Annotated in this window: 17 protein-coding genes; 11 read left to right on the plus strand and 6 right to left on the minus strand. The window is 74.9% G+C overall.

Going from position 1 to position 21,688, the window contains the following annotated elements; all coding sequences use genetic code 11:
- Positions 1-942: 942 nt before the first annotated feature.
- Positions 943-3,330 (plus strand): WG repeat-containing protein, encoded by a 2,388-nt coding sequence (locus COO58_RS20075; protein ID WP_255292726.1) that lies wholly within the window; start codon positions 943-945, stop codon positions 3,328-3,330.
- Between the two features lie 7 nt (positions 3,331-3,337).
- Here the strand turns inward: COO58_RS20075 and COO58_RS30305 are convergent, their stop codons facing one another.
- Entirely contained in the window at positions 3,338-3,490 is a 153-nt protein-coding gene (locus COO58_RS30305; protein ID WP_176558913.1) for a hypothetical protein, read from the minus strand.
- A gap of 30 nt (positions 3,491-3,520) precedes the next feature.
- Between COO58_RS30305 and COO58_RS20080 the strand changes: the two genes are divergently transcribed.
- A complete protein-coding gene (locus tag COO58_RS20080) occupies positions 3,521-4,519 on the plus strand; it encodes an aldo/keto reductase family protein (RefSeq protein WP_098746733.1) in 999 nt (332 codons plus the stop codon).
- Positions 4,520-4,564: 45 nt separating this feature from the next.
- Here the strand turns inward: COO58_RS20080 and COO58_RS20085 are convergent, their stop codons facing one another.
- Positions 4,565-5,362, minus strand: a complete 798-nt coding sequence (locus COO58_RS20085) for a site-2 protease family protein (RefSeq protein ID WP_091573187.1) — start codon at positions 5,360-5,362, stop codon at positions 4,565-4,567.
- Positions 5,359-5,559 carry a hypothetical protein gene (locus tag COO58_RS20090; RefSeq protein WP_091573186.1) on the minus strand — a complete coding sequence of 67 codons (201 nt, stop codon included), beginning with the start codon at positions 5,557-5,559 and terminating at the stop codon, positions 5,359-5,361. The genes COO58_RS20085 and COO58_RS20090 overlap by 4 nt, the downstream gene beginning before the upstream one ends.
- Before the next feature lie 124 nt (positions 5,560-5,683).
- Between COO58_RS20090 and COO58_RS31260 the strand changes: the two genes are divergently transcribed.
- From COO58_RS31260 to COO58_RS20110, 4 genes are all read left to right on the plus strand, one after another.
- Entirely contained in the window at positions 5,684-7,456 is a 1,773-nt protein-coding gene (locus tag COO58_RS31260; protein WP_098747319.1) for a serine/threonine-protein kinase, read from the plus strand.
- Between the two features lie 147 nt (positions 7,457-7,603).
- Positions 7,604-9,616 carry a bifunctional adenosylcobinamide kinase/adenosylcobinamide-phosphate guanylyltransferase gene (locus COO58_RS20100; protein WP_098746735.1) on the plus strand — a complete coding sequence of 671 codons (2,013 nt, stop codon included), beginning with the start codon at positions 7,604-7,606 and terminating at the stop codon, positions 9,614-9,616.
- Positions 9,606-10,379: an adenosylcobinamide-GDP ribazoletransferase gene (locus tag COO58_RS20105; RefSeq protein WP_098746736.1), complete on the plus strand. Its 774-nt coding sequence runs from the start codon at positions 9,606-9,608 to the stop codon at positions 10,377-10,379. Before COO58_RS20100 ends, COO58_RS20105 begins: the two co-directional genes overlap by 11 nt.
- Before the next feature lie 62 nt (positions 10,380-10,441).
- Complete coding sequence (locus tag COO58_RS20110) at positions 10,442-11,734, plus strand: DUF2314 domain-containing protein (protein WP_098746738.1); 1,293 nt, start codon at positions 10,442-10,444, stop codon at positions 11,732-11,734.
- Between the two features lie 10 nt (positions 11,735-11,744).
- Here COO58_RS20110 and gcvT read toward each other — a convergent pair whose 3' ends face one another.
- Complete coding sequence (gene gcvT / locus COO58_RS20115; protein ID WP_176558918.1) at positions 11,745-12,869, minus strand: glycine cleavage system aminomethyltransferase GcvT; 1,125 nt, start codon at positions 12,867-12,869, stop codon at positions 11,745-11,747.
- Between the two features lie 165 nt (positions 12,870-13,034).
- Here gcvT and COO58_RS20120 point away from each other — a divergent pair, with 165 nt between their 5' ends.
- Complete coding sequence (locus COO58_RS20120) at positions 13,035-14,603, plus strand: leucyl aminopeptidase (protein ID WP_098746739.1); 1,569 nt, start codon at positions 13,035-13,037, stop codon at positions 14,601-14,603.
- An 82-nt stretch (positions 14,604-14,685) separates the two neighbouring features.
- Here COO58_RS20120 and COO58_RS20125 read toward each other — a convergent pair whose 3' ends face one another.
- The gene (locus tag COO58_RS20125; RefSeq protein ID WP_091577145.1) at positions 14,686-15,015 is read right to left on the minus strand and encodes a hypothetical protein; all 330 of its coding nucleotides are present in this window, start codon (positions 15,013-15,015) and stop codon (positions 14,686-14,688) included.
- A gap of 177 nt (positions 15,016-15,192) precedes the next feature.
- On the opposite strand from COO58_RS20125, the gene lpdA reads away from it, so the two are divergent.
- Entirely contained in the window at positions 15,193-16,584 is a 1,392-nt protein-coding gene (gene lpdA, locus COO58_RS20130; protein ID WP_091573181.1) for a dihydrolipoyl dehydrogenase, read from the plus strand.
- 66 nt (positions 16,585-16,650) lie between these two features.
- Positions 16,651-18,510, plus strand: a complete 1,860-nt coding sequence (sucB, locus tag COO58_RS20135) for a 2-oxoglutarate dehydrogenase, E2 component, dihydrolipoamide succinyltransferase (RefSeq protein ID WP_098746740.1) — start codon at positions 16,651-16,653, stop codon at positions 18,508-18,510.
- 58 nt (positions 18,511-18,568) lie between these two features.
- On the opposite strand, the gene COO58_RS20140 is transcribed toward sucB, so the two are convergent.
- A complete protein-coding gene (locus COO58_RS20140) occupies positions 18,569-19,513 on the minus strand; it encodes an SDR family NAD(P)-dependent oxidoreductase (protein WP_098746741.1) in 945 nt (314 codons plus the stop codon).
- Between the two features lie 148 nt (positions 19,514-19,661).
- Between COO58_RS20140 and COO58_RS20145 the strand changes: the two genes are divergently transcribed.
- Both COO58_RS20145 and COO58_RS20150 read left to right on the plus strand, forming a co-directional pair.
- Positions 19,662-20,228: a TetR/AcrR family transcriptional regulator gene (locus tag COO58_RS20145; protein ID WP_098746742.1), complete on the plus strand. Its 567-nt coding sequence runs from the start codon at positions 19,662-19,664 to the stop codon at positions 20,226-20,228.
- 60 nt (positions 20,229-20,288) lie between these two features.
- A complete protein-coding gene (locus COO58_RS20150) occupies positions 20,289-21,623 on the plus strand; it encodes a low temperature requirement protein A (protein WP_098746743.1) in 1,335 nt (444 codons plus the stop codon).
- Positions 21,624-21,688: the final 65 nt, after the last annotated feature.

Raw genomic sequence — 21,688 nt, forward strand, 5'->3', positions numbered from 1 at the left:
CCGGGCCGAACGCAGGACGGAGGAACGGTCGAAGAGCGGCCGGAACGGGCCGGCAGCGGGCACTCCGTGGCGGGGACAGCTCCCGCACCGCAGGCCGCGGACGCCGGCGCGGAAGCCTGGTTCCGTCCGAACCGACCGACGGCCACCGGGGACCAGGACGCGGGTACGCGACCTGCGGACCAGGACACGACGGTCGCCGGGTCCACCCCGGCCGAGTCCGCGCCCGCGGACAGCGCCGACCGTCCCGGAGCCGACCGACTGGTCGAGGCTGACACCCACCATGCCGCGGAGCCGGCGGGCCTCCCGCACTCCAGCGACCGCTACCGCAGGGCACCTGTCGCCGGCGTCGTCCGGGAGGACGACCAGCCGGTAACCGCCGCGACGAGGCCGGCCACCCCCGCGCAGTCGGGCCGCCCGATGCACCCGGCCGGCCCCGGGCACCCGGCGGACCCCATGACGCCCGCCGACTCCCCGAACCCGGCCGACCCCGAGCACCCGGACAACCCCGCCAAGCCCGCCGATTCCCCGAACCCGGCCGACCTCGGTCATCCGGCCGGGCCCGCCGGCTCCGTGCTCCCGGCCGAAGTGACGAAGCCCGCCGACTCCGTACCGCCGCCCGCTCTCGCGCAGCCCGTCGCTTCCGTGGGGCCGGTCGACCTCGCGGAGCCGGCTCCCCCGTCCACCCGCACCGGAGCCGCCACCGCGGAGGCACCGCCGGAGATCTTGGAAGATTCCGGCCCCTATGAGGGCCCTTTCCTTCCAAGATCTCGCGCGGGTGAGGAGTCGGGGGCGGAGGGGCAGCTGATCGGCCTCCGCGGACCGGTTGAGTCGGGGGCCACCGGTGAAGCGGGCGAATCCGACGTCGACGCCCGTGATCTCGTGGCGTCCGTCGACACGGCAGGGTGCACCGGATCGGCGACGTCCGGCGGTACCGCGAACGGGGTGGAGCAGCACCGGACCATCGCACCGGACCACCCGGGGCAGGCCGCGACCGAGCAGGCCGCCGAATTGCTCGCCGCGACGGCGGAGACCGCGACGGAACGGGCCGCGACGGACGGGGTCCTTGCGGAGCGGGCGATCGCCGAGGACACCGGCCCGGAACCGAGTGTCACGGACTCGCCCGTCAGCGAGGCGGGCGTCCCGCAAGCTCCGGAACCGAACGTCGCCGGGGTGGCGGCCGCCGTACCGGACTCCGCGACCACGGTCGAGGCCCCGCGGACCGACGCGTCCCGGCCCGACGCGTCCCAGCCCGACGCGGAGCCACGGCCGCCGACACCCGGGCCCGGCACGCCGAGCCCCACCGGGTACGACGGGACGACGACCGAACCGGTCCTCGGCGCCGGGCCGCGCCCCACCTCCGCAGCGCCCGCGCCGGCGTCGGCGCCCTCGCCGTCGCCAGCGGGCCCGGCGCCGACGCCCGCCTCGTTCGCCGCGGCCGGCGCCACCCGTTCCGACAGCACCGACGCCCCCACAGCACCGGCCAGCACCACCACGAACCACGACACCCCGACGACACCGGCCAGCACCACCGCAGGCCAGGACACCCCGGCAACAACGCCCGGCACCACCGCGAAGCAGAGCGACACCTCGACCGACAGGACCGGCACCACCGCGAAGCAGAGCGACACCTCGACCGACAGGACCGGCACCACCGCGAAGCAGAGCGACACCTCGACCGACAGGACCGGCACCACCGCGAAGCAGAGCGACACCTCGACCGACAGGACCGGCACCACCGCGGAGCAGAGCGACACCTCGACCGACGGGACCGACGCCGGCACGGACCGGGGCGCGACCACGGCCGAGGTCGGCACCGTCGGGGTCCCGGCGCGTACCGAGGACGACGCGGCGACCCGCGCGCACGGCGGGGAGCCGGACGGGGTCCCGGCGGAGCCGGTGCGGGGCGACGCGGCGGCGGGCGAGGGACCGACCGTCGACGCCGGCTCGGGCGGGCCGGCGGATTCGGGTGCCCAGGAGGCGGGACCGGAGGCCGGGGCGTCCGCTCCCGAGCCGGAGCCGCCGGTCGACCCGGAGCAGGCGCTGGCCGCCGTGGGTTGGCGGCTGCACCCGGGGACGCTGCGCGAGGAGGCCCCCGACCCGGACGAGTTGCGGCGGATCCGGGACGGTCTCACCGGCAAGCTCGACACCGCGTTGGACAACCGCAGCCGGGCCCGGCTGCTCAGCCTCCGGTCGGTGGCGTCCCGGGTCCTCGGGGACCTGGACGACGCGGTCGCCGACGCGCGGCTCGCCCTCACGTACGCGGAGTCCACCGGCGAGTTGCGGCGGACCGCGCTGGCCCGCGCGCGCCTCGCCGAGGTGCTGCGCTGGCGTGGGGAGCACGCGGAGGCCGACCGGCTCTTCGCCGAGGCCAACTCGCCGGAGCTGCCCGACCGGCTGCGCGCGTTGCTGCACGAGCACGCCGGGCGTTCCTGCTTCGACCAGGGTCGGCTGACCGAGGCGTGCCTGCACTTCGAGCGGGCGCTGGACCTGCGGCAGGGCGAGGACGGGCCGCTCAACGCGCGTACCGTGGTCGCGCTGGACGCGGTGGCCGAGCGGGCCGCGGACGGCGGCTTCGGTCCGGTGCCGCGCACCCGGGAGGAGATCCTGGGCACGCCGCGCTACCCGGTGCCGACGTTCGACGATGAGCAGCAGCTCTGGGGGTACGCGGACGCCGACGGCGAACTGGTCGTCGCCTACCGGTACGCGGAGGCCCAGCCGTTCCACGAGGGGCTGGCCTGGGTGCGTCGGCCGGAGGCGTCCCGCTGGGCGCTCATCGACAGCACCGGCGCGGCGCTGATCGAGGCGAACAACGGCTACCGGGCCGTGGGCCCGTTCTCCGAGGGACTGTCCTGGGTGTCCATGGACGGCAAGGGCCGGTGGATGGCCGTCGACCAGATGAACATCGTGAAGATCCCACCCGGGTACGAGGAGGCCCGGCCGTTCCGCAACGGGCTGGCGGCGGTCCGGCAGAACGGCGGCTGGGGTGCGGTGGACCGGACCGGGGCGGTGGTGGTGCCGACCCGCTACCACGGTCTGGGCACGTCGCTGGCCGACGGCCGGCACCTGGACGGCTTCACCTCCGACGGTCTGGCCGTGGTCGAACTGGCCGGTCGCCGGGGCGTGGTGGACCGGGGCGGCCGGGTGGTGGTGGCGCCCGCGTACCCGACGCTGGTGGTGCACCCGGTGGCGTTCCTGGTCACCACGGAGTCGGGGCGGTGGGGCGCGTTGGACCGGCGCGGTGAGCCGCTGATCGATCCGGTGCACCGGGCCCGCGCGGAGGTCGCCGCCGAGATCGACCGGCTGCTCACCGACGCCAGCCCGGTGCTCTGACCCGGTCTCACGCCGTCGGCGGGGGCCCCAGCAGCTCGATGCCGTTGCGGGCGGCCGCGGGCCCGAGCGCGGCCGGGTCGACCGGGCCGGGGTCGGGCAGCCGGCGTTCCGGCGCCCGGATGCGGGACGCGCTGCTGCCGGCGTGAACGCCGCGCGGCACCGGCCGGCGGGCCGGACTAGGGTCGGAAGCATGGAATTCCGACACCTGGGCCGCTCCGGCCTGATGGTCAGCGAGATCTCGTACGGCAACTGGATCACCCACGGCTCGCAGGTCGAGGAGGAGGCCGCCGTCGCATGCGTGCGGGCCGCCCTCGACAGCGGCATCACCACGTTCGACACCGCCGACGTCTACGCCGGCACCCGCGCCGAGTCGGTGCTCGGCCGGGCGCTCAAGGGCGAGCGTCGCGAGGGGCTGGAGATCTTCACCAAGGTGTACTGGCCGACCGGCCCGGGCCGCAACGACCGGGGCCTGTCCCGCAAGCACATCATGGAGTCGATCGACGGCTCGCTGCGCCGCCTGCAGACCGACCACGTCGACCTCTACCAGGCCCACCGCTACGACTACAGCACCCCGCTGGAGGAGACGATGGAGGCCTTCGCCGACGTCGTACGCTCCGGCAAGGCGCACTACATCGGCGTCTCGGAGTGGAAGGCGTCGCAGCTGCGCGAGGCCCACGCGCTCGCGCGTGAGCTGCGCATCCCGCTGATCTCCAACCAGCCGCAGTACTCGATGCTGTGGCGGGTCATCGAGACCGAGGTCGTCCCGGCCAGCGAGGAGCTGGGCATCGGCCAGATCGTCTGGTCGCCGATGGCCCAGGGCGTGCTGTCCGGCAAGTACCTGCCGGGTCAGCCGCCGCCGGCCGGCTCGCGCGCCACCGACGAGAAGTCCGGCGCGGACTTCATCGCCAAGTGGCTCACCGACGACGTGCTGACCCGCGTGCAGCGGCTCAAGCCCCTGGCCGAGCAGGCCGGGCTGACCATGCCGCAGCTCGCCGTCGCCTGGGTGTTGCAGAACCCCAACGTCGCCTCGGCCATCATCGGCGCGTCCCGGCCCGAGCAGGTGCACGACAACGTCAAGGCGGCCGGCGTGAAGCTCGACGCCGAGCTGCTCAAGGCGATCGACGAGATCGTCGAGCCGGTCACCGAGCGGGACCCGGCGCAGACCGAGAGCCCGGCCCAGCGTCCGTGACGCCCGGTCCCGGGCCGGCGGTCACCGTCGGCCCGGGACGGCGCGTCAGCCCTGCCAGAAGCGGATCAGGTAGAACCCGAGCTGGTACAGCTCCCGGGGCAGGCCGAGCGCCTCGCCGACGGCGAAGACCCCGCCGAAGAACACCCGGTTGATCTGCGGGCTCCACAGCAGCGCGAAGAGCAGGATGAATCCGTACGGGGCGAACAGGTCGTACATCCGCCGGTAGGCGGGGCTGAGCCAGGGCTGGATCATGTTGCCGCCGTCCAGGCCCGGCACCGGCAGCAGGTTGAGCACGCTGGCGGTGAGCTGGAGGAACGCGAGCAGCCCGACGCCGGCCCAGAACTCCAGCGGCCCGCCCAGGTCGGGCCCCCAGGTCAGCGCCGCTACCAGCACCAGCGTGAACAGCACGTTGGTGGCCGGCCCGGCCAGGCTGACCAGGGAGTGCCGCAGCCGGCCGGGAATGGCGTGCCGGTCCACCCAGACCGCGCCGCCGGGCAGGCCGATGCCGCCGAGCAGCACCACGACCACCGGCAGCACGATCGACAGCAGCGGGCTGGTGTACTTCAGCGGGTTGAGCGTCAGGTAGCCGCGGTGCGCGATGTCCCGGTCGCCGGCCCGGTAGGCGATCACGGCGTGGGCGTACTCGTGCAGGCAGAGCGACACCAGCCAGCCCGACACCACGAAGAGGAACACGTCGAACCGGACGTTGCCGTACCGGTTCCAGGTCATCACCCCGGCGGCCACGAAGAGCGCGACCAGCGCCAGGAAGATGGGGCTGGGCCGGAACGCCGCCCGGGGGACCCCGAGCACCAGCGGGTCGCCCGGGCGGTCGTAGCCGGTCATTCGGCCGGGGGCTGCAGGCTCATCCGGTATTCCACCCGGTCGTCCTCGACCAGTGAGACGGTGGTGACGCCGGACGTCGCGAGCTCCCGCCAGGTCTGGCCGATCCAGGACTCGGCGTCGGCCTGATTCGGGAACGACTCAGCCGGTCCGTCGACCGCTTCGCCGTTCGTGCCCTCGTACCGCCAGCTCCACGCCATGCCGCGTCTCCCCTCGCCGCCGTCGCCCCGTGGGACGCCAAACCCCCGCAAGCCTAGTCGGCCCGCCGCGCGACGGCCCGCCGCCACATGGATCATGCCGGCCGCCGGCCGGTACGGTGTCGCGGTGCTGACTTCGGGAGTGGTGCTCAGCGAGCGGTACCGGCTGGACGAACGCGTCGCCACCGGTGGCATGGGCGCCGTGTGGAGGTGCACCGACACGCTCCTGGACCGGGCCGTCGCGGTGAAGGTGCTGCTGCCGTCGCTGGTCGCGGACCCGGAGTTCACCACCCGGTTCCACGCCGAGGCCCGGATGCTGGCCGCGCTGCGCCACCCCGGCATCGTGCAGGTGCACGACTTCGGCTCGGCCGTGCTCGCCGACGGCAGCCAGGTCAGCTACCTGGTGATGGAGTACGTCGACGGCCAGCCGCTGTCGAGCTGGGTGCGGCAGGCCGGGCGGCTCGACCCGGCGTCCACCATGTCGGTGGTGGGGCAGGCCGCCCAGGCACTGCACGCCGCCCACCTCGCCGGCATCGTGCACCGAGACGTGAAGCCGGGGAACCTGCTGGTGAAGCGGGACGGCACGGTGGTGCTCGTCGACTTCGGCATCGCCCGGGCCAGCACCATGGCCGGCATCACCGCCGCCCACATGGTGCTCGGCACCGCCTCGTACATGTCCCCGGAGCAGGCCGCCGGCCAGCCCGTCTCGCCGGTCACCGACGTGTACGCGCTCGGCGCGGTGGCGTACTTCTGCCTGGCCGGCCGCCCGCCCTTCGACGGCGACAACCCGCTGCAGGTGGCGATGCGGCACGTGCAGGACGAGCCGCCGCCGCTGCCGCCGACCACGCCCCCGGCGGTGGTCGAGGTGGTCCGACGCGCGCTGGCGAAGGGCCCGCGCGACCGCTTCCCGACCGGGCTGGCCCTGGCCGAGGGCGCGCGGGACGCCCGGGACGCCACGCTGGCCGTCGTGCCGGTCCCGCCGCGCCCGCCGTGGGCGGTGAGCGGCCCCGCCGAACCAGGCCCGGCGTCCGCGCCGGCCGATCTCCCGAGCCCGGCGTCCGCGCCGGCCGGCCCCCCGAGCCCGGCGTCCGCGCCGGCCGGCCTCCCGAGCCGGGGTACGGGCGGCGCGTTCCCGTCGCAAGGAGCGGGCGACCCGTACCCGAGGTCCGGCCCGGGTGGCCCCTCGTGGGCGGGGTCGAATCAGGGGCCGGCGACGCGGGAGGAGCCGGCGCGACGCGGGCGGCGGACGGTGGCGCTGGCCGGCGCGGCCGGTGTGGCCCTGGTCGCGGTGCTGGTCGCGGTGGCCGTGACGGCGCTGCGCTCCCCCGACGAGCCGGGCCCGGGGCCCGGCCCGACCGCGGTGGCCGGGGAGTCGGCGGTCGCCGATCCGGTGCCGCCGACGACGGCCGACGCCGGCCCGGTGACGCCGAGCCCGAGCCGTGCGGGGCGGCCCGGCCGGTCCCCGTCGGCCACGCCGAGCCGCACCGCCGCGCCACCGAGCGAACCGGCGCCGAGCATCGGCGCCCCCGCCCCGACGAGCGGCCCGACGGCGGCGCCGAAGGCGAACCCGTACACCGCGACGCAGGTGTGCGGCAGCGGCTACCAGGTGATCGACTCGGCCACGTTGACCGCCGGCGGGATCCGGCAGGGACGGGTCTACCTGCTCTACAGCGCCGCGTCCGGCGCCAACTGCGTGGTGACGCTCAAGGACGCCGACGTCGGCCGGGTGACCACGGTGACCACGTACCTGGAGGTCCAGGGCAGGGCCCGACAGACCCAGAGCGGCGGCTACCAGTACTACGCCGGCCCGGTCCGGGCCACCGCCGCCGGCGTCTGCGTGAAGTGGGGCGGCTCCACCCCCGGAGCCACCTACGCGAGCCCCTTCGAACACTGCGACTGACCCCGCGCCCGCGATCGTGCAGTTGTCGCCCCGACAGAACCACCATTTCCGGCATCCCGAGGGCCGCAACCGCAAGATCGACGCGGGGAGGGGGCGGGGAGGGGGCGGGGAGGGGCGGGGCGCGGGCGGGAGAACTAAGGTACGGGCATGTCCGTTGACGGGTGGCACACCCTCCTCGTGCTCGGCGGTATCCGCTCCGGCAAGTCCGAGTTCGCCGAGTCACTGGTCGCCGACGCGCCCACGGTCCGGTACGTGGCCACCGCCCCCGCCGGGGACCCGGAGGACACCGAGTGGGCGGGCCGCCTCGCGGCGCACCGCGCCCGCCGGCCGGGGAGCTGGACCACCGAGGAGACCGCGGCGGATCCGGGCCGGCTGGTCGAGCTGATCACCGCCGCCGGCCCGCACGACACAGTGCTCGTGGACGACCTCGGCGGCTGGGTCACCGTGCTGCTCGACCCGGCCCACCAGCCGGCCGACGACACCGCCACCGTCGCCGAGCTGGCCGCCGCGGTCCGCGCGAGCCAGGCGCGGCTGGTGCTGGTCAGCCCGGAGGTCGGCCTGTCGCTGGTGCCCACCACACCACTGGGCCGGGCGTTCACCGACGCGCTGGGCGCGACCAACCGGGCGGTCGCCGACGCCTGCGACGCGGTCGCGCTCGTGGTGGCCGGCCAGACCGCCTGGCTCAAGCAGCCCGCCCCGGCCGGCGCCGCCCCGGCGACGCCCGGGTCCACCCCGGCGGCGCGGCCGGCGGCCCCGGGAAGCCTCGGAGCCACGTCGGCGGAACCGGCGACCGGCCCGGGAACGGCCGAGTCCCGCCCGGCCGACCGGCCCTGGGCGCCGTCCACCGCCTCCACTCCGGACCCGGGCGGTCGGATCGTGCCGGACGTGGCGCTGCCCGAGGTGCTCACCCCGACCGCCGCGCCGGTGCCCACCCCGGGGCAGGGCGGGACGTCCGGCGCGGGCGACTGGGCGGCCCCCACCATGGCGTTGCCGATGATCGCCACCGGGCTGGTCATCCAGCCCGGCATGGAACTGCCGATGCCGGACGACTACACCGGCCCGCAGGCGGTCGACCGGCTCGCCACGCTCGACGTCCCCGGCGCCGGGCTCGGCGTGCTGGAGCAGGTGGTCGGCTTCGCCGCCGCCACCCAGGGCACCGCCACCCCGCGCCCGTGGGCCGCCGTCCGGGTGCTGCTGCTGCACGGCGACCACGACGGCGGCGCGTCGGCCGGGGCGGTGCCCGGCGAGTCGGCCCGCCGGGCCCGGCAGGCCCGCGCCGGGCGGGGCGCGCTGGCCCGGCTGGCCGCCGAGAACGGCGCCAGCCTCCAGGTCGTCGAGGCACCCACCTCGGCGCCGTTCGAGGACGGTCCGGCGCTCCCCGCCGACCAGGTCGAGGCGGCGCTGCGCTACGGCTGGCGCCTGGCCGAGCAGGCCGCCGACGCCGGCGTACAGCTGCTGGTGCTGGCGGCGTGCGGGGCCGGCGCCGAGGCGGCGGCCGCCGCGGTGCTGGCGGCCACGGCCGGCGCGGAACCGCCGGCCGTGCTCGGCCGGGTGGTGAACGAGCAGGGCGAGATCGACGACGCCGCCTGGATGGTCCGCTGCGCGGCCGTCCGGGACGCGCTGCACCGCACTCGGCGCTCGCCCCGCGAGGCCCACGACATCCTGTCCGAGCTGGGCGGCGGCGACATCGCGATGGCCACCGGCGTGCTGCTCGGCGCCACCGCCCGACGGGTCCCGGTGCTGCTGGACGGCCCCGTCGGCACCGCCGCCGGGATGGTCAGCCGCGACCTGGCCGGGCAGGCCCGGCACTGGTGCCTGCTGCCCGACCACGGCGGCCGTCCCGGGGTGCGGCTCGCCGCCGACGTCCTCGGCCTGACGCCGCTGCTGGACCTGCGCCTCGACCTGGGCGAGGGGGCGACCGCGCTGGCCGCCCTGCCGCTGCTGCGCTCGGCGTTGACGCTGGCCGCCACCCTGCCGGTGCACCCGTCGCTGGGCGGCGGCGCGGAGGACGAGAGCTTCGCGGAGCCCGAGCCGGCCGGGCCGGGACCGGCCACGACCGGCGCGGACGAGCCGGACTTCGCCGAGCCGGAGCCCGCCGGGCCGGGACCGACCACGACCGGCGCCGACGAGCCGGTCTTCCCCGGCCGACGTGCCGACTGAGGCCCGGCTCACCGAGGGCGTCCGGCTGGCGCTGACCACGTTCACCACCGCGCCGCTGCGCGCCGGCCGGGTCGACCGGGCCACCGCCGGCACCGCGATGGCCCTGGCCCCGGCGGTCGGCGCGCTGCTCGGCGCAGTGCTCGGTGGGGTGCTGCTGCTCGCCGGCGCCGTCACCCCGCCGCTGGTCGCCGCCGGGCTCACCGTCGGGCTGGGCGCGCTGCTCACCCGGGGCCTGCACCTGGACGGGCTGGCCGACACCGTGGACGCGCTCGGCTCCTACCGCCGCGGCGCGGCCGCCCTGAAGATCATGAAACAGCCGGACGTCGGCCCGTTCGGGGTGGTCGCGCTGGTGCTCGTCCTCCTCCTCCAGACCGCGGTGCTCGCGGAGCTGGTCGGACGGGACGCGGTCGCGGCGCTCGCCGCGGTGGTCGCGGCCACCGCGGCCGGGCGGCTGGGGGTGACGCTGGCCTGTCGCCGCGGGGTGCCGGCGGCCCGACCGGAGGGCCTGGGCGCGCTGGTGGCCGGCACCGTGGGGTGGGTGGCGCCGACCGTCGGCGCGCTCGCCGTGGCGCTGCTGGCCGCGCCCGCCGTGCCGGGCCGCCCGTGGCAGGGGCCGCTCGCCGTGCTCGGCGCGCTCGCCGTCGCGGCCGGGCTCCTGCGACACCTGGTACGCCGCTTCGGCGGGATCACCGGCGACGTCCTCGGCGCCCTCGTGGAGATCGTCACCACGCTGTCCTACCTGGGACTGGTCCTGACCGGCTGATCGCCACCCGGTCGGACGGGTAGCGTTCGGGTTGGTGCACCGGCGCGGTCGAGGGGGACGACATGCTCATCACGGACGACTTCCTGCCCGTACCGGTGCCCGAGTCGCTCGACGCGACCTATCTGGTGCCGATCGCCGGGCTGCCCCGGGTCAGCCCGAAGACCGCGGTGGAGGGTCTGGCCGGCCGGCTCGCCGAGCCGGTGCACGGGCTGGCGAAACAGATGCTGGACAGCCCCCTGATGAGCGTGGACACGCGCACCGTCGACGAGTTCCCGGAGCTGCCGCCGGACCTGCTCAGCGCGTTCGGCGCCACCGACGAGCAGCTGGCCCGGCTGGCCGCCGCCACCCACCTGGTGGTGGTGCAGGCCGAGTACCGGCCGGGCTGGCCGCCGGCGCACGAGTGGGCGGCCCGGGCGGTGGCCGCGGCGGTCGCCGAAACGGTCGGCGGGGACGTGGTGGACGTCTTCGGGCTCCAGTTCCTCGACCCGGCGGCCGCGCTGCGCTCGCTGCCCGACGAGCACGGCCGGATCCGGCTGGTCGACTGGGTGCTGGTGCCCTACTCCTCGGACGCCGACGGGCTCTGGTTCACCACCAAGGGGCTGCGCCGGTTCGGGCTGCTGGAGTTGCAGGCCCAGGGCGTGCCGGACCACCTCACCCGGGCCTGGGGCGCGGTGATGACCGGGGCGGCCCGGCGGCTGCTGCGGGACTGGACCGACGGGCTGGCCGGCGAGGAGGTGCCGGCGTTCGTGCAGCTGCCGGTGCTGGCCACGGTGACCGGGCACGACATCGCGGTCGCGTACGGCAATCCGGAGCAGCACGGCGCGACGGCGCCGGTGCTGCTGCGGTTGGAGCTGGACCCGGCCACCGACCCGGACGCCGACTCGTTCCTGAGCCTCAACCCGCCGCCCGGGCACCCCGGTCCGCCCGGGCGCTACTTCGCCGCCGCCTGCGCCACGCTGTTCAACGGCATCCAGCCGGACGTCCGTTACACCCGCACCGGCGACGCGATGAGCCGGGCGGTGGCCACCGCCCGCGCCTCGCTCGGCGACATCCGGGCCCGGTTCCTCGCCGGCCGGCTGCCCGACGAGAGCCAGCTGGTGGTCAAGTACGGCCTGCCCGGTGACGAGGGCCCCGAGTACGTCTGGGCCGGGGTGACCTCCTGGGAGGTCCCGGAGCGGATCGTCGGCGCCAGCGCCAGCGACGCCAACACCGACCCCGCCGTGCGGATCGGTTCGCCGGTCGTGGTGGAGGCGTCGGACGTGGTCGACTGGGCCGTGCTGGACGGCACCGGCGTGCTGGAGGGCGGCTGGACGCAGGCCGTCCTCGACGCCGGCGAGCGCCTCGCCGAGGACTGACCCGCGCGGTTCAGCGGACGGAGGGCTGGACGAACGGGGGCTTCGTCAGGCGCATCCGGGCCCGCCGGCCGCGGATGTCGACCTCCAGCTCCTCGCCGTCGGGCAGCTTCGGGTCGGTGGCGACCAGCGCCAGCGCGACGCCGTGCTTGAGCGTCGGGCTGAACGTGCCGCTGGTGACGACGCCGACCTGCGTGTCGCCCGCGTACACGGCCATGCCGGGACGCGGGATGGCCCGGTCCACGGCGGTGAGGCCGCGCAGCGTACGGGCCGGACCGGCGGCCTTCTCGGCGCGCAGCGCGTCCCGGCCCCAGAAGGCAGGCTTGTCCCAGCCCACCGCCCAGCCGGAGCGGCCCTGCACCGGGGTGATCTCCGGGGAGAGGTCCTGCCCGTGCAGCGGGTAGCCCATCTCGGTGCGCAGCGTGTCCCGGGCGGCCAGGCCGCAGGCGCGCACGTCGTCGGCGGCGGCGAGCAGCGCGTCCCAGACCGCGACCGCGTGCTCGGCGGGCACGACCAGCTCGTAGCCCAGCTCGCCGGTGTAGCCGGTGCGGCAGACGGTCAGCTCCACGCCGGCCAGCGTGGCGGTGGAGAAGCTCATGTACTCGTGCCCCGTGGGCAGGCCGAGCCCGTCGAGCAGCTCGGCCGACCGCGGACCCTGGACCGCGAGCACCGCGTACGCCTCGTGCTCGTCGGTGACGGTCACGCCGTCCGGCGCGGCGGCGCGCAACCGGCGGGCCACCTCGGCGGTGTTGGCCGCGTTCGGCACCAGGAAGACGTGGTCGTCGGCGTGCAGGTAGGCGATGATGTCGTCCACCACGCCGCCGGTGGCGTCGTCGCAGCAGAGCGTGTACTGCGCCTTTCCGGGCGCGATCCGGCCGAGGTCATTGGTCAGGCAGGCGTTGACGAAGTCGGCGGCGCCCGGCCCGGTGACCCGGACCTTGCCCAGGTGCGAGACGTCGAACACGCCCACAGCGGTCCGCACCGCCGTGTGCTCCTTGAGCACGCCGCCGCCGGCGTACTCCAGCGGCATCTGCCAGCCCCCGAAGGGGGCGAACTTCGCGCCGAGCGCGGTGTGTCGCTCGTGCAGCGGGGAGCGGCGCAGCCGGGTCTCGGCGGCGTCGGAGGTCACCTCGGTCATGGGTGGCAACTTACCGGCCCGGACCGGGCTGGTTAGCATCGGCGGGATCCCGTCGGCGTCCATCGGCGGGACAGCCACGCCTCCGACGGGTAGGTTGCCGCCGGAGAGACCTTCACCGCCGGTACGCGACGACGCGGCCGGCCCGGCCCGCCCGGAGTAGCTTTCGTGACATCGCCCCGCACCACCCTCAGCCTGGTCGACACCGACCCCGCCGAACTCGCCGTCGACGCGATCGTGATCGGCGTGCACAGCCAGACCACCGAGCCGGGCAGCGGCGCACCCGCCCACGCCCTGCTGCTGGCCAGCGGCGCGGAGAGCATCGCCGCCGCGTTCGACGGCAAGCTGACCGAGACGCTGGCCCTGCTCGGCGCGACCGGTGGCCCCGGCGAGGTGATCAAGCTGGCCACGCTGGGCACGGTGACCGCACCGGTGGTCGCCGCCGTCGGGCTCGGCCCGGAGCCCTCCGGCGCCGCCCCCGGGCCCGAGTCGCTGCGCCGCGCCGCCGGCGCCGCGGTCCGGGCGCTGGCCGGCGCCGCGCGCGTCGCCCTCGCCCTGCCGCTGCCCGACGACGCCGACGCGCCGGCCGCGCTGCGCGCGGTCGCCGAGGGCGCGCTGCTCGGCGGCTACCGGTTCGCCGGCTACAAGACCAAGCCGCAGCCGACCCGGCGGGAGCCGGTGGCCGAGGTGCTGGTCGCGGTGCCGGACGCGGCCGACGGGACCGCCCAGGCCGAGGTCACCCGCGCGCAGGCGGTGGCCGGCGCGGTGCGGACCAGTCGGGACTGGGTGAACACCGCGCCGAACGAGCTGCGTCCCCCGGCGTTCGCCGACGTGGTGTCGGCCGCCGCCCGCGAGGCCGGGCTGGAGGTCGAGGTGCTGGACGAGGCGGCGCTGGCCGCCGGCGGCTACGGCGGCATCCTCGCGGTCGGCCAGGGCTCGGAGGCCCCGCCGCGGCTGGTGAAGCTCACCTGGACCCCCGCGGGTGGCGGTAACGGCAAGCGGGTCGCGCTGGTCGGCAAGGGCATCACGTTCGACACCGGCGGCATCTCGATCAAGCCGGCGCAGGGCATGTGGGAGATGAAGTCGGACATGGCCGGCGCGGCGGCGGTCGGCGCGGCCATGCTGGCGGTCGCGGCGCTCAAGCCGTCGGTGACGGTCACCGGTTACCTGCCGATGGCGGAGAACATGCCGTCGGGCACCAGCTACCGGCCGGGCGACGTGATCAGCATGTACAACGGCAAGAAGGTGGAGGTGCTCAACACCGACGCCGAGGGCCGGATGGTGCTGGCCGACGCGATCGCTCGGGCCTGCGAGGACGGCGCCGACTACCTGTTCGAGACGTCGACGCTGACCGGCGGCCAGGTGATCGCGCTGGGTAAGCGGATCGCCGGCGTGATGGGCACCCCGGAGCTGTGCGAGCGGGTCCGGGTGGCCGGTGACGCGACCGGCGAGCCGGCCTGGCCGATGCCGCTGCCGGACGACGTGCGCAAGGGCATGGAGTCCGACGTCGCGGACATCTCGCAGGTCAACGCCGGGATGGACCGGGCCGGGCACATGCTGCAGGGCGGCGTGTTCCTGCGTGAGTTCGTCACCGACGACGTGGCCTGGGCGCACATCGACATCGCCGGGCCGGGCTACCACTCGGGCGAGGCGACCGGCTACTGGACCAAGGGCGGCACCGGCGTGCCGGTGCGCACCCTGCTCCACCTGGTGGACGACGTCGCCGCCAACGGCTGACGCGCAAGGAAGGGCCCCTTCTTAACGCCTGGCGTTGTAGAAGGGGCCCTTCTTAACACGTGCGCTCGACAGCTCGGACGGCTCAGAACAGCTCGGGCCGGCGCTTGCGGCGCTCGTTGTAGTCGCGCATCCGCTGCGGGTAGCCCATCAGCCGCACGTCGTAGATCGGGATCGCGATCTTGTGGGCCCACCGGCGGGCCTCGTCCGGGCTGCCGACCCGCCGACGGGTCCACTCGCCGTCGTCGGCGATCAGCATCACGGTGGTCTCGGTGACCGTCGTCCGCGGTTCCAGGAACGCCTCGACGCCCCGGCGGGTGCGGACGAAGTTCTCAAGGTGGTCCAGATCGGCGCGATCGGCGGCCCGGTCGCGGCTCACCGCGGCCACCCGCTTGCGTCGTCGGAACAGCGCCACCGGACCCACTCCTCCCCCGGACGTCATCGAAGACGATGCCAAGGGTACGTGTCGCCGACGTGTCGTTGGGCACCTCGGTACGCGCTCGGTCCGTGGTGGTGACAAGATGACCGAGGTGGGGTGTGCCTGTTACTCCGCCGTAACCCCCGATGCAGTGACGCGACCTGGGAGTTGGATGTGAGCGAGCCGAACGACACGACCTTCGACATCGTCATCCTCGGAGGTGGTAGCGGCGGCTACGCGACCGCCCTGCGCGCCGTCCAGCTCGGCCTGACGGTCGCGCTGATCGAGAAGGGCAAGCTCGGCGGGACCTGCCTGCACAACGGGTGCATCCCGACCAAGGCGCTGCTGCACGCCGCCGAGATCGCCGACCAGACCCGCGAGTCCGAGCAGTTCGGCGTGAAGGCCGAGCTGGTGGGCATCGACATGGCGGCCGTCAACTCGTACAAGGACGGCGTGATCTCCCGGCTGTACAAGGGCCTTCAGGGCATGCTCAAGAGCAACAAGGCGATCACCATCGTCGAGGGCCACGGCAAGCTGGTCGGCAAGAACGTCGTCGAGGTCGACGGCAAGCGCTACACCGGCCGCAACATCGTGCTGGCCTCCGGCTCGTACGCGAAGAGCCTGCCCGGCCTGGAGGTCGACGGCGAGCGGATCATCACCAGCGACCACGCGCTGACCCTGGACCGCGTCCCGGCGTCGGCGATCGTGCTCGGCGGCGGCGTGATCGGCGTCGAGTTCGCCAGCGTATGGAAGTCCTTCGGCGTGGACGTGACCATCGTCGAGGCGCTGCCCCGCCTGGTCGCCGCCGAGGACGAGGAGTCGTCGAAGGCGCTGGAGCGGGCGTTCCGCAAGCGGAAGATCAACTTCAAGGTCGGCAAGCCGTTCGAGAAGGTCGAGAAGACCGACAACGGCGTCAAGCTGACGATCTCCGGTGGCGACACGGTCGAGGCCGAGCTGCTGCTGGTCGCCGTGGGCCGCGGTCCGAACACCGCCGACCTCGGCTACGAGGAGCAGGGCGTCAAGATGGACCGCGGCTACGTGCTGACCGACGAGCGGCTGCGCACCAGCGTGCCGAACGTCTACGCGGTCGGCGACATCGTGCCCGGCCTCCAGCTCGCGCACCGCGGCTTCCAGCAGGGCATCTTCGTCGCCGAGGAGATCGCCGGGAAGACCCCGGCCGTGATCGACGAGGCCGGCATCCCGCGCGTCACCTACTGCGACCCGGAGCTGGCCTCGGTCGGGCTGACCGAGGCGAAGGCCAAGGAGCAGTACGGCGCCGACAAGGTCAAGACCTACAACTACAACCTGGGCGGCAACGGCAAGAGCCAGATCCTCAAGACCGCCGGCCACGTGAAGCTGGTCCGGGTGGACGACGGCCCGGTGGTCGGCGTGCACATGGTCGGCGCCCGGGTGGGTGAGCTGATCGGCGAGGCCCAGCTCATCTACAACTGGGAGGCCTACCCGGCCGAGGTGGCGCAGCTCGTGCACGCCCACCCGACCCAGAACGAGGCCCTGGGCGAGGCGCACCTGGCCCTGGCCGGCAAGCCGCTGCACGCGCACGCCTGACACGACAACCGCGGCGTCCGGCGACGGGCGATGATCCCACCAGGGGAATGAAGGAGTCTGGAGAACATGCCGGTATCGGTCACCATGCCCCGGCTCGGCGAGAGCGTCACCGAGGGCACCGTCACGCGCTGGCTCAAGCAGGAGGGTGACACCGTCGAGGTCGACGAGCCCCTGCTGGAGGTGTCGACCGACAAGGTCGACACCGAGATCCCGTCGCCCGCGGCGGGCGTGCTGAGCCGGATCGTGGTCGGCGAGGACGAGACCGCCGAGGTCGGCAGCGAGCTGGCCGTCATCGCCGGTGAGGGCGAGGACGCGGGCGCGGCTCCCACCGAGAAGGCCGAGCCGGCCACCGAGCCGACGGCCGCCGCCGAGGGCACCGGCCCGGAGCCGGAGCAGCAGGCCGAGCAGGCCGCCGCCGAGCCGGGCGCCGAGGCCGAGCAGCCGGCCGTCGAGGAGCCGGCCGAGCCCGCCGCGTCGTCGGGCGAGGGCACCCCGGTGACCATGCCGGCCCTGGGCGAGAGCGTCACCGAGGGTACGGTCACCCGCTGGCTCAAGCAGGTCGGCGAGACCGTCGAGGTGGACGAGCCGCTGCTGGAGGTCTCCACCGACAAGGTCGACACCGAGATCCCGTCGCCGGTCGCCGGCACGCTGCAGGAGATCAAGGTCGCCGAGGACGAGACCGCCGACGTCGGCGCCGTGCTGGCGATCGTCGGGGCGGCCGGCGCCGCGCCGGCCCAGCCGAAGGCGGAGCCGAAGCCCGAGCCCAAGGCGGAGCCGAAGCCCGAGCCGAAGCCGGAGCCCAAGGCCGAGCCGAAGCCGGAGCCGAAGGTCGAGGAGCCGACCCCGGGTCTGTCCTACAACGAGCCGTCCGCCGAGGCGGAGACGGCCGCGCAGCCGGCCAAGGCCGAGCAGGCCGCCCAGCCGGCCGCGCCGACCGCCACCCCGCAGCGCCCGACCGCCCCGGCCCAGGGCGGCGGCGAGGAGGCCGCCGGCTACGTGACGCCGCTGGTCCGCAAGCTCGCCGCCGAGCACGGCGTCGACCTCGCCTCGGTCAACGGCACCGGCGTGGGTGGCCGGATCCGCAAGCAGGACGTGCTGGAGGCGGCCGAGAAGGCGAAGGCCGCCACGGCCGCGCCGGCCGCCGCCGAGCCCGCCGCCGCGAAGGCGCCGGCCCAGCCGGCCGCCAAGCCGGAGCCGAGCGCCAAGCGGGGCACCACGGAGAAGCTGCCGCGGATCCGGGCCACCATCGCCAAGCGGATGCAGCAGTCGCTGCACGAGACGGCGCAGCTGACCACGGTCGTCGAGGTCGACGTCACCAAGGTCGCCAAGCTGCGGGCCCGGGCCAAGGACTCGTTCCAGGCCAAGCACGGCGTGAAGCTGTCCTTCCTGCCGTTCTTCGCCCTGGCCGCGATCGAGGCGCTGCAGACCCACCCGATCATCCAGGCCAGCATGGACCTGGAGGGCGGCACGATCACCTACCCGGCCGCCGAGCACCTGGGCATCGCGGTGGACACCGAGCGCGGCCTGCTCGTGCCGGTCATCCACAACGCCGGTGACCTCAACATGGGCGGCATCGCCAAGCGGATCGCCGACCTGGCCGAGCGCACCCGGGCCAACAAGATCACTCCGGACGAGATGGCCGGCGCGACGTTCACGCTGACCAACACCGGCAGCCGGGGCGCCCTCTTCGACACCCCGATCGTGCCGTCGCCGCAGTCGGCGATGCTCGGCACGGGTGCCGTGGTGAAGCGTCCGGTCGTGGTCAACGACCCGGAGCTGGGCGAGGTCATCGCGGTGCGGTCGATGGTCTACCTGGCCATGTCGTACGACCACCGCCTGATCGACGGCGCCGACGCCGCCCGCTTCCTGACCTCGGTCAAGGAGCGGCTGGAGGCCGGCAACTTCGAGGCCGAACTGGGTCTCTGACGTTCGACAGCGGAGGGGCGCGCGGCGACTGCCGCGCGCCCCTCCGGCGTTTCGCCTGTCAGCCGCGCAGGTGCTCCTCGGAGACCGTCCAGAGCCGCTCGGCGGACTCCGGGTCCCGGGCGTACGGGGCGTAGCCGGTGCGGGTGCCCGGCTGGTTCACCCCGGCCTCCTGGCAGTCCTCGAAGTACCGGCCGCCGGCGCCGGCGACCAGCGGCGAGGCCGCGACCAGCACCGAGGTGGCCGCCCCCTGCTCGGGCGTCTTCCAGTACGCCGCTCCCCCGCCGCTCTGCGCGCGCATCCGGTCCAGTTCCTCGTCGCTGATGTAGCGCTGGAGGTTGGTGCGGATCGCGCCCGGCATCAGCGCGTCGACGACGATCCCGTCGTCGGCCCAGCGCCGGCTGGCCTCGACCGCGAAGAGCACGTTCGCGGTCTTGGACTGGCCGTACGCCGCCCACGGGTCGTACGGCCGCTGCCGGAAGTGGATGTCGTCGAACACCACGGGCGAGCGCAGGTGGGCCGCCGAGCTGACCGAGACGACCCGCGCGCCCCCGGCCGCGGCGAGCGCGGGGTGCAGCCCGGTGGCCAGGGCGAAGTGCCCGAGGTGGTTGGTCGCGAACTGCATCTCCCAGCCCTGCTCGGTGCGCATCTCGGGCGAGGCCATGATGCCGGCGTTGTTGACCAGCATGTGCAGCGGGCCGTCCCAGGTGCGGACGAAGGCCGCCACCGAGTCGAGGTCGGCGAGATCGAGCGGGGCGACCAGGATCCGGTCGTTGCCGGTGGTGCCGGTGATGTCGGCGGCGGCGCGCTGCCCGGCGTCCGGGTTGCGGATCGCGAGGGTGACGTCCGCCCCGGCGGAGGCGAGCGCGCGGGCGGTCTCGACGCCGATCCCGGAGGCGCCGCCGGTGACGACGGCGCGCCGGCCGGTCAGGTCGAGGCCGCGGACCACCTCCAGGGCGGTGGTCTCGCGGGAGAACGGGGTGGTGACGGGAGTGCTGGTGGTCATGATCCATCCTTGTCGAGGGCGGGGCGGATCGACGTCCGCCCGCTACGATGAGAAGCGGAGGACCCTCCGTTAACACCGAGACTAACCGGAGGATCCTCCGGTTGCCAGTCCGGCCGGGTGTCCGCCCCGGTCGAGCCGAGGAGGAGCCGTGCCCGACCGACCGCTGCGCGCCGACGCGCTGCGCAACCGGCAGCGACTGCTGGACGCCGCAGTCCAGGCGTTTTCCCGGGCAGGCGCCGAGGTAACGCTGGATCGGGTGGCCAAGGAGGCCGGGGTCGGCATCGGCACCCTCTACCGCCACTTCCCGACCCGGGAGGCGTTGATCGAGGCGGCCTACCGCAGTGAGCTGGCCAAGCTCTGCGACGCCGGGCCGGAGCTGCTGGCGGACCGGCCCGCCGAGGCGGCGCTGCGCGCGTGGATGGACCGGTTCGTGGACTACCTCGCCACCAAGCGGGGCATGGCCGACGCGCTGCGGCTCGCCATCGCCTCCGGCGCCAACCCGTACGCGCACAGCCGGAACCGGCTGCTCGCCGCGCTGGGCGACCTGCTGGCGGCCGGCGCGGCCGAGGGCACCGTACGCGCCGACGTGGCCGCCGCCGACGTGCTCGCGAGCCTGAGCGGCGTCTCCCTGGTGGCCGGTGAGCCCGACCAACGCGACCAGGCCGGCCGCCTGCTCGACCTGCTGATGGACGGGCTGCGTCACCGGCAGGGCTGACCGGGACGCGGTCCGCGTCGTTCCGGCCCGCCGCCGCCGGGGCGCTGACAGACTCGGCCGGTGAGCGGGTACGGGTGGCGGGGGCGCCTCGGGCCGGCCGTGCCGGTGGCCCCGGGGGCCCGGGTGGACCGGTTCGAGATCTTCTTCGACCTGGTCTTCGTCTTCTCGTTCTTCATCATCACCCGGGCCACCGCCCTCCAGGTGACCGGCGGCGCGCTGCTGCACGCGCTGCTGGTCCTCGCCGTGCTCTGGTGGTCGTGGGTGGTGCACAGCGTGGTGGCCACCCGGGTACGGCTCGGCGAGGGCTTCGTCCCGGTGCTCATGACCGTCGGCATGGCCGCGCTGTTCACGTTCGCGCTGTCGCTGCCGAACGCGTTCCGCGACCCGCGCGGCAACGCGGCCGGACCGATCGTCGCGGCGCTGAGCTACACCGTGCTGCGGATGGTGCACCTGCTGCTCTACCTGCACGTCGTGCGGGACAGCCCGAACGAGCGTCGGCAACTGGTCCGGTTCGCCCCAGAGGTGATCGGCAGCACGGCGCTGCTGCTGGTCGCCGCCCTGGTGCCGCCGAAGATCGACGGTCTCACCTCGGCGGCGGCGGTGCGGGACGGGCTGTGGGCGACCGTCGTGGTGCTGCAGTACAGCACCGGCCTCATCGCCGGCACCTGGGGCTGGGGCGTCGCCTCGGCCGAGCACTGGACCGAGCGGTACGACCTCATCCTGATCATCGCGCTGGGCGAGTCGGTCATCTCGGTCGGCGTGGGCAGCAACCTGCTCGGGCAGCCGCCCACCTGGCCGGCCGTCGCGGCGGCGGTGCTCGGCATCTTCTTCACCGCCGCGCTGTGGTGGGCGCACTACGACATGGTCGGGCCGGCCGCCCGGATCGCCCTGCACGCCGCCGAGGACGGCCCCCGGGTGGCGATGGCCCGGGACGCGTACGCGTACCTGTTCCTGCCGATGATCGCGGGCATCATCCTGTTCGCGCTCGGCGCGGAGATGATCGTGCACGGGATCGCCGACCCGAACGTGCCGCCGAGCGAACCGGCGCACGGCCCGGGCGTGCCGCTGCTGTTCGGCGGCGTGGCCTGCTTCCTCTGCGGCAACATGCTGTTCCAGGCGCGGACGCTGCGCACGCTGAGCTGGACCCGGGTCACGGCCGTCCTCCTGCTCGGCGCGTCGATCCCACTGGCCGAGCGAGTGCCGGGCCTGGCCGCGCTGGGCCTGCTGACCGCGATCACGGTCGGTATGGTGGCCGCCGAGGTGGTCGTCTTCGACGAGGGCCGGCGGGCGCTGCGGAAGCTGGTCTTCGAGGAACGGGCCAGCCACGAGGCGCACGAGGCGGCGTGGCGGGCCCGCTGGCACGAGCAGCCCGACGACCGCGACGAGGGCGAGTGAGCGCGAAGCGGTGAACCGATCGGCGGTGGCCTCCGTGGAACCACTCGGCCCACCACCGGGCCAGG

Origin of the sequence: Micromonospora sp. WMMA1996 (genome assembly GCF_002573675.1) — a bacterium.
Taxonomy (GTDB): Bacteria; Actinomycetota; Actinomycetes; order Mycobacteriales; family Micromonosporaceae; genus Micromonospora; species Micromonospora sediminicola.

Coding starts and splice junctions, on each gene's coding strand:
- COO58_RS20110 (WP_098746738.1), top strand. CDS start 10,442: ATGCTCATCACGGACGACTTCCTGCCCGTACCGGTGCCCGAGTCGCTC.
- sucB (WP_098746740.1), top strand. CDS start 16,651: ATGCCGGTATCGGTCACCATGCCCCGGCTCGGCGAGAGCGTCACCGAG.
- gcvT (WP_176558918.1), bottom strand. CDS start 12,869: ATGACCGAGGTGACCTCCGACGCCGCCGAGACCCGGCTGCGCCGCTCC.
- COO58_RS20140 (WP_098746741.1), bottom strand. CDS start 19,513: ATGACCACCAGCACTCCCGTCACCACCCCGTTCTCCCGCGAGACCACC.
- COO58_RS20100 (WP_098746735.1), top strand. CDS start 7,604: ATGTCCGTTGACGGGTGGCACACCCTCCTCGTGCTCGGCGGTATCCGC.
- COO58_RS20080 (WP_098746733.1), top strand. CDS start 3,521: ATGGAATTCCGACACCTGGGCCGCTCCGGCCTGATGGTCAGCGAGATC.
- COO58_RS20090 (WP_091573186.1), bottom strand. CDS start 5,559: ATGGCGTGGAGCTGGCGGTACGAGGGCACGAACGGCGAAGCGGTCGAC.
- COO58_RS20085 (WP_091573187.1), bottom strand. CDS start 5,362: ATGACCGGCTACGACCGCCCGGGCGACCCGCTGGTGCTCGGGGTCCCC.